General features: G+C 70.5%; 6 protein-coding genes and 1 pseudogene. 2 read left to right on the forward strand and 5 right to left on the reverse strand.

The window, feature by feature from the left end; all coding sequences use genetic code 11:
- Nucleotides 1-90 (forward strand): annotated as a pseudogene (locus ACIGW4_RS25885) (IS5/IS1182 family transposase); the annotation flags it as partial.
- Nucleotides 91-254: 164 nt separating this feature from the next.
- Here ACIGW4_RS25885 and ACIGW4_RS25890 read toward each other — a convergent pair.
- The 3 genes from ACIGW4_RS25890 to ACIGW4_RS25900 all read right to left on the reverse strand — a co-directional run bounded on the left by ACIGW4_RS25890 (nucleotide 255) and on the right by ACIGW4_RS25900 (nucleotide 12,895).
- Nucleotides 255-6,419 carry a hypothetical protein gene (locus tag ACIGW4_RS25890; protein ID WP_399583056.1) on the reverse strand — a complete coding sequence of 2,055 codons (6,165 nt, stop codon included), beginning with the start codon at nucleotides 6,417-6,419 and terminating at the stop codon, nucleotides 255-257.
- Nucleotides 6,420-6,535: 116 nt separating this feature from the next.
- The gene (locus tag ACIGW4_RS25895) at nucleotides 6,536-8,743 is read right to left on the reverse strand and encodes a hypothetical protein (protein ID WP_399583058.1); all 2,208 of its coding nucleotides are present in this window, start codon (nucleotides 8,741-8,743) and stop codon (nucleotides 6,536-6,538) included.
- Nucleotides 8,744-9,139: 396 nt separating this feature from the next.
- Nucleotides 9,140-12,895, reverse strand: a complete 3,756-nt coding sequence (locus ACIGW4_RS25900; RefSeq protein ID WP_399583060.1) for a hypothetical protein — start codon at nucleotides 12,893-12,895, stop codon at nucleotides 9,140-9,142.
- Between the two features lie 736 nt (nucleotides 12,896-13,631).
- On the opposite strand from ACIGW4_RS25900, the gene ACIGW4_RS25905 reads away from it, so the two are divergent.
- On the forward strand, nucleotides 13,632-13,877 hold the full coding sequence (locus tag ACIGW4_RS25905) for a hypothetical protein (RefSeq protein ID WP_398708989.1): 246 nt from the start codon (nucleotides 13,632-13,634) through the stop codon (nucleotides 13,875-13,877).
- Nucleotides 13,878-14,283: 406 nt separating this feature from the next.
- On the opposite strand, the gene ACIGW4_RS25910 is transcribed toward ACIGW4_RS25905, so the two are convergent.
- Both ACIGW4_RS25910 and ACIGW4_RS25915 read right to left on the reverse strand, forming a co-directional pair.
- Nucleotides 14,284-14,469 (reverse strand): hypothetical protein, encoded by a 186-nt coding sequence (locus ACIGW4_RS25910; protein ID WP_399583062.1) that lies wholly within the window; start codon nucleotides 14,467-14,469, stop codon nucleotides 14,284-14,286.
- A gap of 519 nt (nucleotides 14,470-14,988) precedes the next feature.
- A complete protein-coding gene (locus ACIGW4_RS25915; RefSeq protein WP_399583064.1) occupies nucleotides 14,989-15,984 on the reverse strand; it encodes an alpha/beta hydrolase in 996 nt (331 codons plus the stop codon).
- Between the last annotated feature and the right edge of the window lie 57 nt (nucleotides 15,985-16,041).

Raw genomic sequence — 16,041 nt, forward strand, 5'->3', positions numbered from 1 at the left:
TGGAAGATCCTGCACGACTGCCGGCAGCGAGGCGACGGACTTCACCATGCCGTCCAGGCCGTCGCCGCCCTGCACAACCTCGCCATGACCCGGTGCATCAGCAGGTCAAACGCCATTCAGGCCTGCCCGAAGCGGACCTTCTGCAACACCCTTTAGGCCACGGATTGGGACCGAAATTTGTTCAGGTACCGCCCCGCGCCCCCGGCGGCGGCCCAGCCCGAGGGGACCCCCTCCAGGAGGGGGTCCCCTCGGCGTCAGCCCTGGAGCATCACGCACCTCCGGAGCAGCGGTTCCAGGCGCAACTGGTTCCTCTGATGGTCGAACACCTGAAGGGCGTCAAGGCAGGTGACGATCCAGCGGGCCTCGTCTTCGTCCTCGATCCGAACCGCCACGGCAGTCACCGCACTTTCCAGGTCAAACAGGCCCTCTTTGAACTCCTCGGCGAGAGACCGGTAGCCGGTCACGAGCAACGGTTCCGCGTACACGCCGGTCGCCTGGACGAAGGCGCGGGCGTCGGCCCGGTCCTCACACAGGCCGGCCAGGCGGTCCAGCACCGCGTCCGGGTCGCCCAGTTCGCCGTGGAGACGGTGGGCCCGGTCAACCAGGATCGGCCAGCCTCCGGTGAGCTCGTGGAGTCGGTCCAGTCGGTCCTCCGTGTGGAACTTCTCGACCCGCTGGGCCCAGCCGCGCAGGCTGCGGCGGTCGTGCCGACGCAGCACCACGGGAGCGGCCGAGGTGGGTTCGGTACCCGTCAGCAGGGGGCGCCACAGACCCAGCTGGGTGGGATCGGTGACGACGACCACGGCACGGGTCACCCCCGGCGTGGCGGGCAGCAGTGTCTCTGCCAGGTCGACGGCCTGCCGGGGCGCCTCGGGCCGGGCGTCCGGATAGCGGGCGAAGTCGCTGATGACGACCCGCCGTTCCCGGGGGCGGCCGCCCGCAAGCTCCTGCTTGTAGACACTGGGCTTGCCGACGGGTGGCAGTGTCCAGTCGGCGATGCGTCCGGCGATCGTACGAAGGGTGTCGCCGACGTCACCGACACCGGTCGCGGTGGTGCCGAGGACGACCCTCGTCTGGTTGGACCGCTCGCCGAGGAGGTCGTCGAGCTGGGTGATGGTAAGCGGCGCCGGTCGGCCGTCGGGCAGCTCGGGACGGCCCTCCTGAACGATGCTCTCCTGGAGTTCGCAGTCCTGTTCGGCCCTGAGTAGACGGGCGTCCACCTCGTGGGAGGTGCCGATCATGCGCAGGGCGTTCGGGCCCCTCAGGTGCCAGCCCTGACCGTCGTGATTGGGTGCGAGGACACCGAGGCCCACCATCTCGGAGAGATAGGCGCGGAATCCCTCCGTGTCGAGCTGTTCGAAGCCCTTGCGCCAAAACGTCTCGCACTCCTCGCGCAGTTCGGCATCACTCAGCCGTACCTCAAGGCCACGATGGCGGGCGTGGTAGGCCAGGACATTGGCGATCACGTCGTAGCGGTGGTCGAGACTCAGGGTGTCCTTGAAGGCTGCCGAGATGCCGTCCCTGAGACCGGTGTCCGACTCCACGACCTCGATGTCGGCGATCTCCACCGCGTACGGGGGTCCCTCGGCTCCGCGCCGTGCCCGCTTGCGGTGCATCACCTCGACCAGCCGGTGACCGAACATCTGCAGCAGGAAAGGCTGGTAGGAGCAGTAACCGAGCACCCGATTGACGAGATCCATGTCCTGGAACTCGAAGCCGAGCGCCCGCATGGGGTCGACCAACAGTTCGGCGGCAGACTGGGGAGCGAGAGGGCCGATCACCTTCGGGGTCTGCGCGAGATGGCTGAACGGCCCGTTGCTGGCAAGCTTGGTGAAGCGCTGCACGGAGTGCAGGCCGGCGAAGACCACCTTGGCACGGTCCTTGGTGTCGGACCCGAGGCCCTTGAGCTTCTTGGTCTGGTCGAAGCGGGGGGCATCGGCCTCGAAGAACTGGTCGCACTCGTCGAGCAGGATCAGCAGCCGCCGACGGGAGTCCCCGTCGAGCCAAGCACGGATACCGGCGCGCACCCGTTCGGAGATGTCCTTCCCCGACTTGCGGCTCGGCTGTCCGCTCAGCACCTCGGCGGCCCTGAGCTCTCGGTCGAGGACGCTCCACAGCGCCTCCGGCCCCAGCGAGCTGCCCTTGCCGATGTTCTCCTGGTCGAGGTTCACGTACACCGCCAGCTGGTATCCGGGGCGCTGTCCCTCGAACCGCTCCCCGGCGTCACTGAGCAGGGCGGACTTGCCGAGTCCCCGGCCGCCGAAGATAACCTGCGTGCCGTGCCGGTCCAGAACGCTCTTCCGCTCGGCGTCACGGCCGTAGAACATCTCGCCGCCGATCCGACCGCGCTTCTCCCGGATGTACGGGTTGACGCCGGAGAACGGCAACAGTGTCTGCGTGGCCGTGCTGACCTGGCGGTTGCCCCGGGCCGCGAGGTAGGCCAGGGCCGCGTCGTCCACGACCAGCATCGGCTGCAGCCGGCCGGAGCCGACGGCGAGTTCGACGCGGGCCCCACGGCTCAGCGTGCCGAAGTAGGCGACGAGGAGGCTCGCTCCGCTGGTGTCGCTCTCCGCCAGGCTCATGACGACCTCGGCAGGCGGACGGCCCCAGACCATCAGCACACGGAGGCTGCCGCCCTGTTCCCGGATCTGCGAGCCGAACGCGGGCGCCTTCGCCCTACCGTTGATCTCCACCTCGGTCGCTTCGAAGAGGCGGTACTCGCGTCGCCGGTGGGACTTCTCGTCCAGTGGCTTGGCGCTCTTGGCGTCGTAGCCAAGGAGCTTGAGGGCCGGGAGCAGCTGCCTCCGGGCGGACACTTCGAGCCGGTCCTTCGGCTCGGTGACACCCAACTCCCGCCACTCGTCGAGGGCGTCCGCCGCCAGGGCCGCCTCGTCGGTCGAGAGCGCGCTGTAGTCCAGGATGGGGATGTGCGAGTGCGTTCCACCAGACCGGACGAGGTCGACGAGGGCGCGGTCGACGCCCTTGGGCAGCCCATCGGGCACGGCCGGGAAGAACTCGGTCAGGTGGGACTCGCCACCGTCGATCTCCGGGACGTCCTCGCCGATCTCCAGGAAGTAGACGAGGTCGGCGGCCGTGGCCAGGCCACCGGTGTCCAGGTGCCGCAGGACCTGTGCGCGCAGTTCCTCGGTGGGGTCCAGGGCGTCGAGCCGGGCCCGGATCCGGTCGGCCGCCTGCTGCCGGAAGGCGGGCAGGTCGCCGCGTACGGTGTCGAGCGCGCGTCGTACGTCCACCAGGTCGTACGTGTCGGTGCCGTCAAGCCGGCCCCTGGCGTCGGCGAGGAGTTCCTGGAGACGCAGGTCCTGGTCGTCGGTCACGGCACCGTCGGCCTGCGCGCGGTGCAGCTCGGCGACGAGGTCGTCGTGCTTCCCGCGCAGCTCTGCGCGCCGGGCGGCCGCCCGGGCCTCGATCTCGGCCACCGCGGGCGGGGCGAACTCCCCGGCCCCTGCACCGGGCAGCAGCCCTCGTCCCGCCAGCTCGACGAGAGTACGAGCCGCGGTGAAGGCGTCGTGGGCGAGCCGCTCGTCGAGGGCGTCCTGCCAGCTCCGGTCGACCGCGGTGAGCAGCTCGTCGAGCGACGGCTGCTCGTCACGGCGGTCGCACACCTTCAGCAGTTCCGCGTCCAGCACGAGTTCGGGGTCCACCGGGCCGCCGGGACGCGTGGTCGCGGTGTCACCGGCCAGCAGGGCGAACAGCTCCTCCATCGAGGCACGTGCAGCCCAGGCGGTCGCGGCCTTGACGGCGGCCGAGCCCCGCGCCAGCTGCTCCAGTTCGCCCAGTGCCGCCTCCCGGCCGTCCAGTAGGGACCGGCGCAGGGAGGAGATCTCCTTGACCGCCCGGTTGCCGTCGGAGCGGTCACCTCGGCGGATGGTGTCGACCGCCAGACACCATTCCTTGGCCAGGCCGACGGCTCGTTCCACGAGATGCACCAGGTCCTGCCGCCCGGAGCCCTGGAGCGGCTTGCCGCTGGGCGAGCGGTGCTTGCGGTCCATACGGTCGATCTCGTTACTGATCTCGGGCAGCTTCGACAGGCGCTCGGCCTGCTCGCGCACCTGGGCCACCCCGTCACGGTGGTCGCCGGCCACGGTCATGAGCAGCGATCCGAGCAGCCCGTCGTCGGACAGCCAGCGCTTGGCGATCTCCGTCGCCCGCGCGAACCGAAGCCTCGGCGGCACGAGCAGAACACGGCACTGCTCCAGCAACTCCCGCAGCCGTGCCTCCGCCCCGGAGACGTCGGCGCTGACCACCAGCGGCGAGGCCATCATCAGGGCGCCGCTGAGGGCACGGTCGGCGACCGCGGTCGCCGCCTCCGCCAGCCGTTCCGGCAGCCGGGGCGCCAGTGCCTTCAGCTGGGCACCCGCCAGATGGTCCCCGGTGATCAGCGCCGTACGCAGCAGGGCGGGCAGCAGAAGGAGCTCGCTGCCTTCCGCGTCTCGGCCGGCGTATCCCCCGTACCGCTGGAGCAGATCGGCGGTCAGCCGGGCACCTTGGCTGTCACCGGACGTCAGCAGCCCGGCGGCACCGGCCAGGCGGAGCGCCGCCACCTGCGGCTCGGGGTGACCGGCGGCGCTCGCCACGTGGTGGGCGAGTCCGAAGCGCCGCTCCACTACCAGCCTCGTCAGGGCCCGCTCCGTCGCGGCCTCGTCGGGGTTCTCCTCGGTGGTGGCGGGGGCGAGAGCCTTCAGGGCCGGCTCCTCGTCGCGCGACGTGGTGGAAGCGGGCGCCGGGGCAGGCGCGGCCGGGAAGTCCGCTTCCGGGCCCGTGGCAGGTGCCGTCGGCTCGTCGATGGGTGTCACGGCCGGCACGTCGTCGGTGTCGAGCGGACCGGCCGTCGGCGTCGGGGCGGGGGCTTCCGGTTCGGGTACGGCGTGAGGCTGGGGTCCCCCGGTGGCACGGCCGCCGAGCCCCTCCGTCACGCTCTCGTCCGTCTGCTCGACGACCGGCTTGCCGTGCTCGGCGGCCATGTCGTCGGCGGCGTGCTCGTCGGCTCCTCCGACGTCACCTTCGGTGGCCTCCGCCACCGCCACCGCATCGGCCCCAGCCCCAGCCCCAGCCCCAGCCCCAGCCGATTCTGCGGAAGTCTCCTCCGGCCGCGCCAGCGCCAGTTCAGGAGCCATGACCACCGCCATGGCACACGCGGGCAGCACCCGCACCATCTGATCCTGCAGGGCCAGGATCTCCGTCGCCGCGTAGGCCTGTCGTCCCTCCCGGATCAGCCGTGCCAGGTCGGCGAGCGCGGCGCTTTCCTGCCGTTGCGTCTGCTCCCACACCGCTGCGTCCAGCAGACGACGGGTCGCTCCTCGCACGGCCTCGGCCGCAAAGGCGGCGGGGCTGTCCGGCCGGCCTGCGACATCCAGCAGTTCCCGCAGCGTCTCCCGTGCCTGGCGGTCACGATCGCATGCCGCCCGATACTCGCGTGCGGCCTGCGTCATGTCCTCCAGGCGGCGGGGCGTCCCGTTCATCCCCGCCGCGCGGAACACCTCGTCGGCGCTGTCGAAGACGGCACCCAGCACGCCCAGCGCAGCCAGGTCCTCGTCATGCGGAGGGCGACCGTCCGCCACCGCACCGGTCACGTTCTCTGCGGCTCGCCGAGCCCCCGCGAGGGCCGACTCCAGCTGTCGGCAGGCCTCCTCCGGATCCGTCCCCTGCTCGACGCGAGCGTCTTCGGATGCGGTCACGAGCACGTCGTGCGGGGTGCCGGAGTCCGGCACGGCGCCCTCGGAACCGGCGGCTTTCCCGCCCGGCCTGTCAGCGACGGCTGCCGCCTCGCCCTTCCCGTCGCCCGATGGCAGCCGTTCGAAGCCTTCCTGTATGCCGTCGAAGTCCGGGTACGCCGCCACGACGGCCCGGGCTTCGTCGGCCACGACGGCCAGGCGTACGGACTCCTCCTCGTCGGCCGTCTCCGTGAACCAGTCCTGGTCGGCCGCCCAGGCGAGAACGTAGGCGTCGGCGACGGAGGCGTTGCACCAGGCGAACACCGTGGCCCGGAGCAGCGTCGCGTCCCATCGGGAAACGGGGGCGGAGACGGTCTTGTCGTCCTGGGCGAAGGCGACCGCGACAATCTGATCAAGCACGGTGGGCGTGAGGTCTCTGATACCGCAGGTGCAGGTGTGCTGCCGGGCGTCGCGCCGCAGCCGGGAGAGAACGTCCTGGCACAGGGCCCTGCCCGCCCGTCGAGGGGCCGCCATGCGAATGCCCAGGCCGCCGAGCAACTTCTGCCGGTCTCTGGGCGGCAGGGAGTTGAAGGCGAGTTCCACCATGCCGACCGTGAGCTCGTTCAGGGTGGCGCCGACCGGATGTTCCAAGGCGTTGAGCGCGGCGGCTAGACCTCCGAGGTCCTCGGCCGAGACGGTCGGCGGGGACAGCGGCGGCCCCGTGATGACGTGGTAGCGGTCGTGCATGTACGCCTACTCCGTTTCTGCGGCTGGTTCTGCGGGATCGGCTCGCTCGACGCCGAGGAGCCGGAAAAGAGGAACAAGACGGCGGGAAAAGGGGGTGGGGAACGTGGATTCGCGGGTCAGCGGCCGCGTGTGTGCTCGGTGACGAATGTGTAGCCGTGGGGCAGTTCCCAGCCGTCCGCCTTGCCGAGCCTGCGGCAGTGTTCGCGGAAGGCCGCTCGCTGCGCCTCGCTGGGCGAGCAGCCCGGTCGAAGGCGCCTCAGGTGACCGGCGACGAACTGGGGGGTGAGCAGCCCCGAGCCGTCCGGTTCCGTGCCGCCCCATGGGCGTATCACCCGTCGCCGTACAGGGCGGTAGCCGATGAGCGGGATGGTCGGCTGCCCGTCGCGCACCGGGTAGTGGGGTTGGCCCCAGGCGTCCCGGCTGCCGAGGGCCGGCTCCAGAAGTCGTTCCGCGAGCAGTTCCGCGACCGCCGACTCCAGGGCGGCGGCTTGGGACCGTGCCGGCCGGCGCCCGTAGACCGCGCTCGGCAGGACCGAACGGTCCAGTAGGGCATGGCCGTCCAGGGTGAGCAGCCCGCAGCGGCGCACGGTGCGCATCACCAGCTGCCGGGGGCCGAGACCGACCGCGCTGTCGCCATGGCGATCGCTGCCCGGAGCGTCCTCTCGGGTGAGTACGCGGGAGTCGTAGCAGTGGCCGATCACGCGGTCGTCGACATGCACCGGATCCGTGAGCGGGGCCGTGGCCACGCGAATCACCGTTTCGCCGCAGAGCCAGCGCAGCTCGAGCATCAGGCCGGGAAAGAAGTCGCGGGGCCAGTGGATTCCCGTCAAACGACCCGATTCGGCACCGAGTTCTGCGGTGATGTCCTGAGCTGCCTCGCGTTCGGCCAGTGTCTGGCCGACATGGTCAAGTTCGAGGTGTAAGGCGAGGCGTGGGCCGTGGGACCGGCGGAGTTCGTGTGCGACGTACAAATGCAGGGGGAGCCAGCCGTCGATGAGATGGGCAAGCCGCAGGGGCGACCGCCAGGCGATCTCCTTCGCGTCGTTCCGCAGGAGTTCGCCGAGGCCGAGGAAGGCATCGTCGGCGAGGGGTAGATCGACCGGATCGATCTCCGCTTCCGGATCCGCACCTGCTTCCGGCTCCCGCAGCGCGGGGAGCGTCGATGCCCAGCCACGCCCTGCCGGGGCCAGGGGGTCTCCGGGCGCTTCGGCACCACCCGGATGATGAGACCGCCAGACGCCTCCGCTCTCGAAGGTGTCGTCGAGCGTGATCCGGGAGCCGTTCTCGAACAGGCCCTGGTCACTATCCCTTCGGACGACGTCGGCGAGTGTCAGGTTCGCCCGGCAGACCGCCGCGGCGTACCCCACTCCCCTGAGAAGTTCCGTCGCACCGGGAAACTGGCGAAGCCGCGGCCCTACCGCCGTGTACACCGTGACGGGGGCGGTGAGGCCATGGCGCCGCCTCGCCGGGATGGCCGCGTGTTCCACCGTGGCCGCGAGGGACCTGAGGTCGTCGCCGCCCAGCGGTCCGGTATTGCCCCAGCACTCCGCGAGAGAAGCCCGGGTCACGGCGTAGTGGTCCCATGTGCGCAGCGAGGCGCTGGAGCCGAGGACGCCCCGCACCGTGTCGAGCAGACCGATTAGGCCAGCCCGCAGTTCGTCATCGCTCGTGCCGCCCACGAGTTCGGCGAGAGACAAGGGAACGAAGGGGCTGAGCAGCTGCTCCCGCGCCGTGGTCAGGAGATGGTCCGCGTAGGCCGTCAGGTCGTCACACCGGGCCGTTTCCGGGGACGGGTAGGAGACGTCGACGACGACATGCCCATCCTCGTTGATCCAGCGCCGACGCGTGCGTAAGCGGTGGAGCTGGGCCGGTGAAAGGCTCAGGGCCGGGCCGAAAGCATGGAGATCCGGGACCAGGAGCTCCCTTCGGCGGAGAGCCGCGCCGGTCGCCGGCCTGCCCGGGCCCGCGGCGCCGGCAGGCGCCCCGGACACCCAGGCCGGCACGTCCCCGAGCGGCCCCACTTCCGGATGCGCGCCCTCGCGGTGGACGATCTCCGCGTAGAGCGGGTCCGATCCCGTGGCCACGCACACCATGGCACCGACCGGGAGGGCAGGGGTGCGCCTCCCGAGGGTGATCACAGGGAAGTCGTCGAGGCGCAGCGGACTGCCCCCGTATCCGTCGCCTCCAAGGTCGTACCCGAAGTACACGGCATTGAAGGCGACGGCGGTGTGTACCGGTGCCCGGCGAGCGGCGACCACCGCTTCGAGATAGCGCAGTAACAGATACCGTTCCCCGCCAGGTACGGCGTCATAGCCTTTCGTCATGGCGGGAGTCAGCAGAGCCTGGTCACCGTACGGATCGGACACCCCCGTTCGCCCGTGATCGCCGACCGTTGCTGAGACATGCGGGTCCCCACCCATGGCACCTCCGCCGCACTGCAGGCCACCCCGGCCCGCCTGCGGTAATTCCCGCAGACTACGCCGAGGTGTGAGGTTCCTGTGGCACTTTCCGCACTTTGCAATTGTTGATGTACGCCTGCATCCGACTTGCACTGGCCGTCACCCCTGTCACGCTCCGTCCGTACAAGGAGCAGAGCGTTACCGGGATTCAGCGCGGCACCGGCTGGGGGATGGGCCGCAGACCATGCGCGATCTGCCGTCGGCCTCGAACTGGTGGTCGTCACACGGGCCAAGCGCTCGGGTCGAGGGTGATGTGACAGGTCACTCCCATGCAACCTCCGCGTAGATCTCCGTCCATGGTGCTCCATGGCCCGCACGTCCAGCCCAGGACGCCGTGCTGCGCAGAGCCGGCATGAGCGCCGGCGGCGTGTCCGGATCGCGCATCAACGCGTACAGCTCCGGTGCGATGTCTCCCAGACTCTGACCAGCGACCTCCACCAACTGCTTGGCGAAGGGAATGTCGCGGGTAGCAAGGTCGAGGATGGTGCCGGTCAGTCGTTCCCGGTCCTCGAGGCTGACCACACGGAGGTAGCGGCGCCAGTCGTTGGCGAGGGTCTCGCGCCACTGGCCCTTGCCAGAGGGATGGACATGGTTGGCGAAGTCGATGACGCGGTCCAGCAGCCTCCGGGCCTGCTGGTGATGGCCCTCTGCGGCCAGACGGCGGCAAAGGTGCGGTAGATGCTCGAACCGGCGGCGCCACGCATGCAGGGCGATCTCCTGATCTTTCGGCGGAAGAAAGAGAGGGAGCTCCGCGAAGACCAGTGCCTCCAAGGCGCTCAGAAGTTCCTCCACAGGGCATGCCGTGAGATCGTCGAAGTGGGCGTGCAGAGCGATCCGCAGCAGATACGCCTCGTTGGCAGCCAGCATGAACTGCCGGGCGTGGTGATCGTACCGTGGGCCCGCGGTGGCCCGGATCTCCCGTCCTCGGTCCTGCATGACCTCCAACACCGGGGTGAGCTTGCCAAGCGGGTCCTGCTTCTGCCAGTGCGCGGCGTGCCGGTGCAACTGCTCCCCGACGCTGCTGAGGACACCCCTCTGGACCTCCCCGTTTCGGGTGGCCGTCAACAGCTCGACCGTCTCCTCGACGGTGACCGGCAGCAGGCCGCCCTGGGTGGTCGCCAGCGTCTGCAGTTTGACGCCGGTGGCCTTGAGGCCAGTGGGTGAGTCCCGGAGAATCTTGGCGATCGCAAGCAGGGACTCCCGGTGGCCCGGATCGTCCAGGAGGACGGTCATCATGTCGGGGCCCAGGTTGGCCAGCCGTTTCAGACCGCTGAGGTCACCGCTGCGGATGGCGTCCTCCTGGAGCCGGGCGAGGAGCGGGCCGGGATGGTCCGCGGCACGGCGGCCCATCGCCTCCCGCAGCCGTACGGCGTGGGTACCGGTCGCGGGCGGGTCCATGCTGATGTGCAGATCCAGGGCGCGCTCAGCGACGCGGTGGCCTCCGGCCGCGGCGGCCACCGTCAGGGATACGGGCCATGGGTCGTTCAGCCACCGCCGGAGCGTGTCGTCAGTGCAGCGGTCCGGATCTCGCGGCGTCTGCAGGCAGGCGGCCACCGTCACAGCGGGCAGGGGCGCCTTGTTCGCGTCGAGGGCCTTGAGGATGACACCCGTGGCCCCGCGTGCGGGGTCCATGTCCTCTGCCGGAGACAGCCGACGCCGACACCAGTCGCCGGCCGCGGCGACGCCCGACAGGCTCGGCTGCTGGGAGAGGAGAGGCGCCAGCAGGTACTTGGCAATGAGCTCCGCGATTTCGGGGGAGGTGGCGGCGTCGGAGAGGCCGTTCAGGCAGCGTTGGACCAGTCTGCGGGACCCGGTAGCGAGCACCTCGGCCAAGGAGCGCAGCCGCAGGGCTCCGGAAGGGGCCGAGGGACCGGCCTTCAGCTCTTCGGCGAGGGTGCGGACGACGTCCTCGATCTCCGCGGCGGTGGCCGCTCGCAGTGTGGTCGCCCACACAGGAGCCGCCGCATCGATAATCTTGTCGAGATCCGCCTGCCACGCCTGGCGCAGCCCGTCGAGCAGACGGGGCATGCTCGTCGCGTGACCGGCGTACCGGCCGGGCTGCCTGGCGGTCAGGTGGGCCAGCGCGACCAGGGCGTGCAGCAGGACGGCCTTGTTGCGGAAGGTGGCCGCCGCGTTCAGCAGCTTGGTGACGCCGGTCGCGCACTTCTCCGGCGACGCAGTGTGCAAGCCCAGGAGAAAGAGGGTCAGATCTCGGCCGAAGGGCAGACAGTTCAGGTTCTCCCGCTCCGTGAAGTCGAGCAGACGGAGGCCAGCAAGGAAGTTCGCGACCGGTTCGGGCTGCTGGTGCGCAAGATGGGTGACGGCGATCAGCACCCGGCGTCGTTCCTGGCCGTCCTGTCGGTCCCAAATGGCGCGCAGGGTGCGCGGCCAGGCGGTCGGTGCCGGGTTGCTGGTGCCGGTGAGCACCGTCATGTAGGACGCGGCCTGCCACGGGTCGGCGTCGCGCAGGGTTTCCACGGCCAGACTCACCGCGTCCTCCGGCGGGTGGCGCAGACCGGCGTGGATGCGCAGGGCCGTGAGGCGGGTCGCCGCGTGGTCGTGCCGCATCAGTGTGTCCAGCGCGGTGTACCAGCCGGTGGCGCCTTCGCGGTCCGCGATATGGAAGGCGTGCCGGGCGGCTTCGGCGAGGAGGAGGTCATCCGGATGCTCGGTAACCCGGACGGCCGTCGCGGCGAGCCCACGCCTGGCGTGGCGCAGGGCCTGACCGGCCGCGTGCTCGGCGAACGCCTGGTGGTGGAAAGCGATACGGCCGCCCTCGATCTTGCGCAGCACGCCCCGGTTCAGCAGCACTGCCACGGCCTTGTCGACGTCCTGGCGGCGTTTGAGCGCCGTGTGGGCGACGAGAGCCGTCCGCACGTCCGCGCCGTACAGTTCCGGCCTGCCCGCGCGCAGCATCGCCAGTCCCAGGACCCGTACTTCCTGGGACAGGTCCCGCCGGGCCTGCTCGTCGGCCGTTTCGTCGCCGAAGACGGCGTGGCGGACGTCCTCGATCACGCGCTTGTCCCAGTACTCGCGGAAGAGGCCGGTGACGTCGAGATCCCTGTCGCGTGGACCGGCCGGGGCATAGACGTCGAACAGCATGCGCAGGGACAGCGGGTGGCGGATCAACTGCCCGAGCGGCAGCCCACGGGCCGCCGCGTACACGAGCGTCGACCGCATCCGCTGCGCCAGCGGCTCTGCCGGGCCCGTCCCCCCGGGGTCGCTTCCCTGGCGGGGGCTCGGCCGCCCGGGGTCACGGCAGAAGACGCGCAGGTGGGCTGCCACGGCACGGTCGAGTTCGGATCCCGGCTCCCACGGCGCACCGACGTGCTGTGTGACGTCCGCCGCGGCGCGGCCGTCGTCGTAGCCCTCCAGGTGCTCCTTGCTGAGCAGTGCATCGATGCCCGCCCGTTCGCGGTCCTCCAGTCTGCGTGCCTCCGCGGACCTGCAGGCGACGGCGACGGCGACGCCCAGCGCGCGAGCCTCCTGGACCAGCCTCACCAGCAGGTCCTCGCCCGCTCGCGTGGCGTCGTGGAGCAGCAGATCCGCGGTGTCCAGGAGCAGGGCGACGGGGCCGGTCCCCTGCCGTGCCCGCCCTCCCGGCGGCCTGTCGTCACGGGCCGAGGACTTCCCGCCGCGGCCCGGCAGCCGTCCATCGAGGCCGGTCAGCTTCGCCTCCAGCGCTGCGAGCAGTTCCTGGAGCCGCAGATCCGCCGGATGGTCCGGAGTGCCGAGCAGGGCGGACGCGGAGACGGCCACGACCGTCCACCCCGCCGCCCGCAGTTCCTTTCGCACCCCCCACAGCACGCAGCTCTTGCCGGTACCCGGCTCGCCAAGCACGGCGTTGCCCTGCGGGCCGCGGTTGACGATCTGGTTTCTCAAACCTCGGGTGAGCACCTTCTGGGCTCTGCGTGTGACGTACACGTCGCGCAGGCTGACAGCAGCCCGGTCGGGGTCGTCCAACAGGGGCACCACCCCTTCCCAGGCGCTGACCGTCCGCCGGTCGACCTGGTCCACCTTGCGGAGGGCGACTCTCGTCCTCTCGTACTCGTCGTGGTGAGGGGCCGCGAGGGGGAGGGAAGCGGCCGTGCCTCGGGAGGGCCGGGCCCTCACCGGGCCGGCGCCTGCCAGGGCCGGGAGAGCACGCCGCGAAGAGGACGTGCGATGCTCCCGCTCTTCCCGGTCCGCCTCCACGAGCGCCGTGGCCAGCTCGTCCTCGTCCGCGTACGGCGACGCGCACGTGGCCGGGTTGCAGCCGACCTTGGCGCGCACGGTCCCGAACCATGCGGGCCTCCACAAGTCGCCCTTGCGCCACGCCGTCACGGAGGACGGGGCGACACGAAGCCAGTCCCCGACCGCTTTGCTCAGCGGCTGACACCCGGTGTCGGGGTCGCCGTGTTCGGCTGCCCAGTGCGCCAGGGCTCGCCACAGCCAGGCGGTGTACGGACGCGTGTCCGGGCTGGGTACGTCCGCCACTGACGCCCAGTCGGTTCTCTGGCCCTGTCCGGGCAGCAGCGGCCGCGCGTTCATCGTTTTCTTCACCACGTCCCCCGGCGTTCTCCGCTGAAGAATTCCCCACATCCTGCCAGGTCGTGGCAGTCACGAAGGGTGTTTCACACGATGCGGCAACGCCGGGCGGGCGAAGAAATCCGATGCCGAGGTCCGCTGTCGGGGCCGGTCGCCGACCGGCCTCTCTCCAGGGCCGATCGAGGTCCGAGCTGGGGGGAGTCCTCGTAGCAACAAGGAGCCGGACATGGCCCTCGACACAATGCTCGACCTGCTGCAGGCACTGCCCCACCTCTACGGACCGACCGGCGCCGTGACCGCCGCGCTCATGCTCGCGCGGACCGCCGTGCGGCACGCCTCGCTGATCTGGCTGACGCGCGGCACCACACCCCAGGAGCGGGCACTGATCCTCGCCTCGATGCGCGGTGCGCCCCGGTCGTCCTGGCGGGACCGCTGCCGACGCCTGGCACACCGGTTGCGGCGACGCCGCTGAGGTAGGCGCGGGGACCGCAGGCCGGACGGCGGCACCGAGCCGCCGCCCGGCCGCCCGGGCCAGTGACCCGGCGGAGGACCCCTCTGCCGGCCCGTGGGGCCCATCGCCTCTGGGGAACTCTCCGGATGTCTCGGTCACACAGTCCTCTTTGGTGACGGATAGAGCCCCTCGAATACAGGCACGTCTCGCCCCACGGGCGGCCACTGGGGAGAACGCAAGCCCGATGGGGAGCGGTTGGGGAGAATCGACCGCGCAAGACGGCGTCGCCCTGAAATCCCCGGAAATAAGCAAATTCGCAGGTCAGCACTGCTCATGTGGCTATCTGCGCAGGTCAGCGTGTTGAGGGCAACGACTTCAAGAGGATCTCCTCGCTCACCTCGAAGGCCAGGCGTCGCCCTTCCCGCCCTCAAGCTGCCTCCCAGAGGCCGGCGTCCAGGACCCGGGCGGCCTTGGTGATGCTGCCCGGCATCAAGGGCCGGTAGGTCCGGTACGTCTCCTCGATGGACTTGTGCCCCATCCACTCCGCCACATCGGTGATCGAGATGCCGTTCCCGAGGGCGTTGGGGGCGAAGTAGTGCCGGAAGCCGTACATCCCCACCCCTTTCTCTGGCGATCCTTGTCCCGGAACAGGTCGTGGACCTGCTCGGTGGTTCCGTCCCCCTCCCACTTGGCGTGGTAGTCGTAGGCGGGCTTGAACGGCGGGAAGTCGTGTGGCAGGTACTCCCACGGGCCCCGGTGCGGTTGATGTGGAGGAGATCTGCCCGCACTCCCCCAAGCCGCTCCTGCGTAGCGGGGCCTGGAAGACGGAGCACTGGCTGTCGGCGGACGCCCAGCCGGCCTCGGTCGAGGTGACGCCGGCCCAGCCGTGGATGCCGGAGTCGATCGCCGACGTCGAGCAGGCCGGAGGCGGATCGGCTGAAGTGCTGGTACGAGTGACGGGCCGACCGGCGATCGCTGGACCATCAGCCCGCCGGCTCCCCGGAGCAGCACGTCACCGGGTCAATCGCGGGGCCTGTTGGCAGACAGCTCTTCCGCCGGGGCTGCCATGTACTCGGTCTCGAACTTCTCATCGGCCGTCGGGCCGGTGAGAGCACGGTTCGCCTCCCCGCTCTCACTGCCCAACAGTGAGAGCCTCTTTGAGGAAGACACCGCCCTGGCGGATGGCGGCCTTGGTGGGCGGGCTGTCGCGCAGGGCGTTCAGAGACGCGAAGTCGTGGACCGTTCCGAGGTAGCGGACGGCGGTCACGGCCACGCCTGCTTGCTGCAGTCGGCGCGCGTACTGTTCCCCCTCGTCCCGGACGACGTCGGCCTCGGCTGTGACGACCAGTGCGGGGGGCAGGCCCGCAAGCTCGGCGGTCGTCGCCCGTAGCGGGGAGGCCGTGGCTTCGGCGAGTTCTCGGTCGTCGTCCGTGTACTGCTGCCAGTACCAGTCCAGGGCCTTGGTGGTGAGGAGGTAGCCGGACCCGAAGTGTTTCCGCGAGGCGGTGTCGCAGTGCGGGGCGGTCATCGGGTAGTAGAGCAGTTGTGCGCGCAGGCGAGGGCCGCCGCGTTGCTTGGCCATGATGGTGAGCGCTGTGGCCATGGTGGCGCCCGCGCAGTCGCCGGCCACCGCCAGCCTCCGACTGTCCAGTGCGAAGTCCGAGGCGTTGTCGGTCAGCCAGGTCAGTACGGCGTACGACTCTTCGAGCGCTACCGGGTACCGGGCCTCGGGAGTGCGCGTGTATTCGGGAACCACGAACACGGCTTCGCTGGCGGTCACGAGTTCGCAGATCATCCGGGTGTGGGTCTGCGCGTCACCGAGCATCCACCTGCCCCCGTGGACGTAAAGGACCACGGGGAGCGGGCCGCTCCGCGCTGCGGGGCGGAAGGTCCAGAAGCCGACCAGTCCGGAGGGGCCGACAGGCGCCGCCCAGAACGCGGCGTCCACCGGGAAGTCGTCGAAGAGGTGCCCCTGGGCTTCCAGAAGTGCCTCCCGGCCGTCGACCGGGCCGAGCTGATGCAGGTACGGCGGGTCCGCCGAGGCGTCGACCAACCGTTGGACGGCGGGATCGAGGACCACGGCGGGGCGATCGGGACCGCCTTCGCCGGTGACGGGCTTGTGCTCCACACTCCTCACCTCTCGTTCCTCGTAGCGATCGGAACCTTGTCCGCCGGTCGGCTTGCC

It is taken from the genome of Streptomyces sp. NPDC053513, from assembly GCF_044544765.1.
In the GTDB taxonomy this organism is placed as follows: Bacteria; Actinomycetota; Actinomycetes; order Streptomycetales; family Streptomycetaceae; genus Streptomyces; species Streptomyces litmocidini.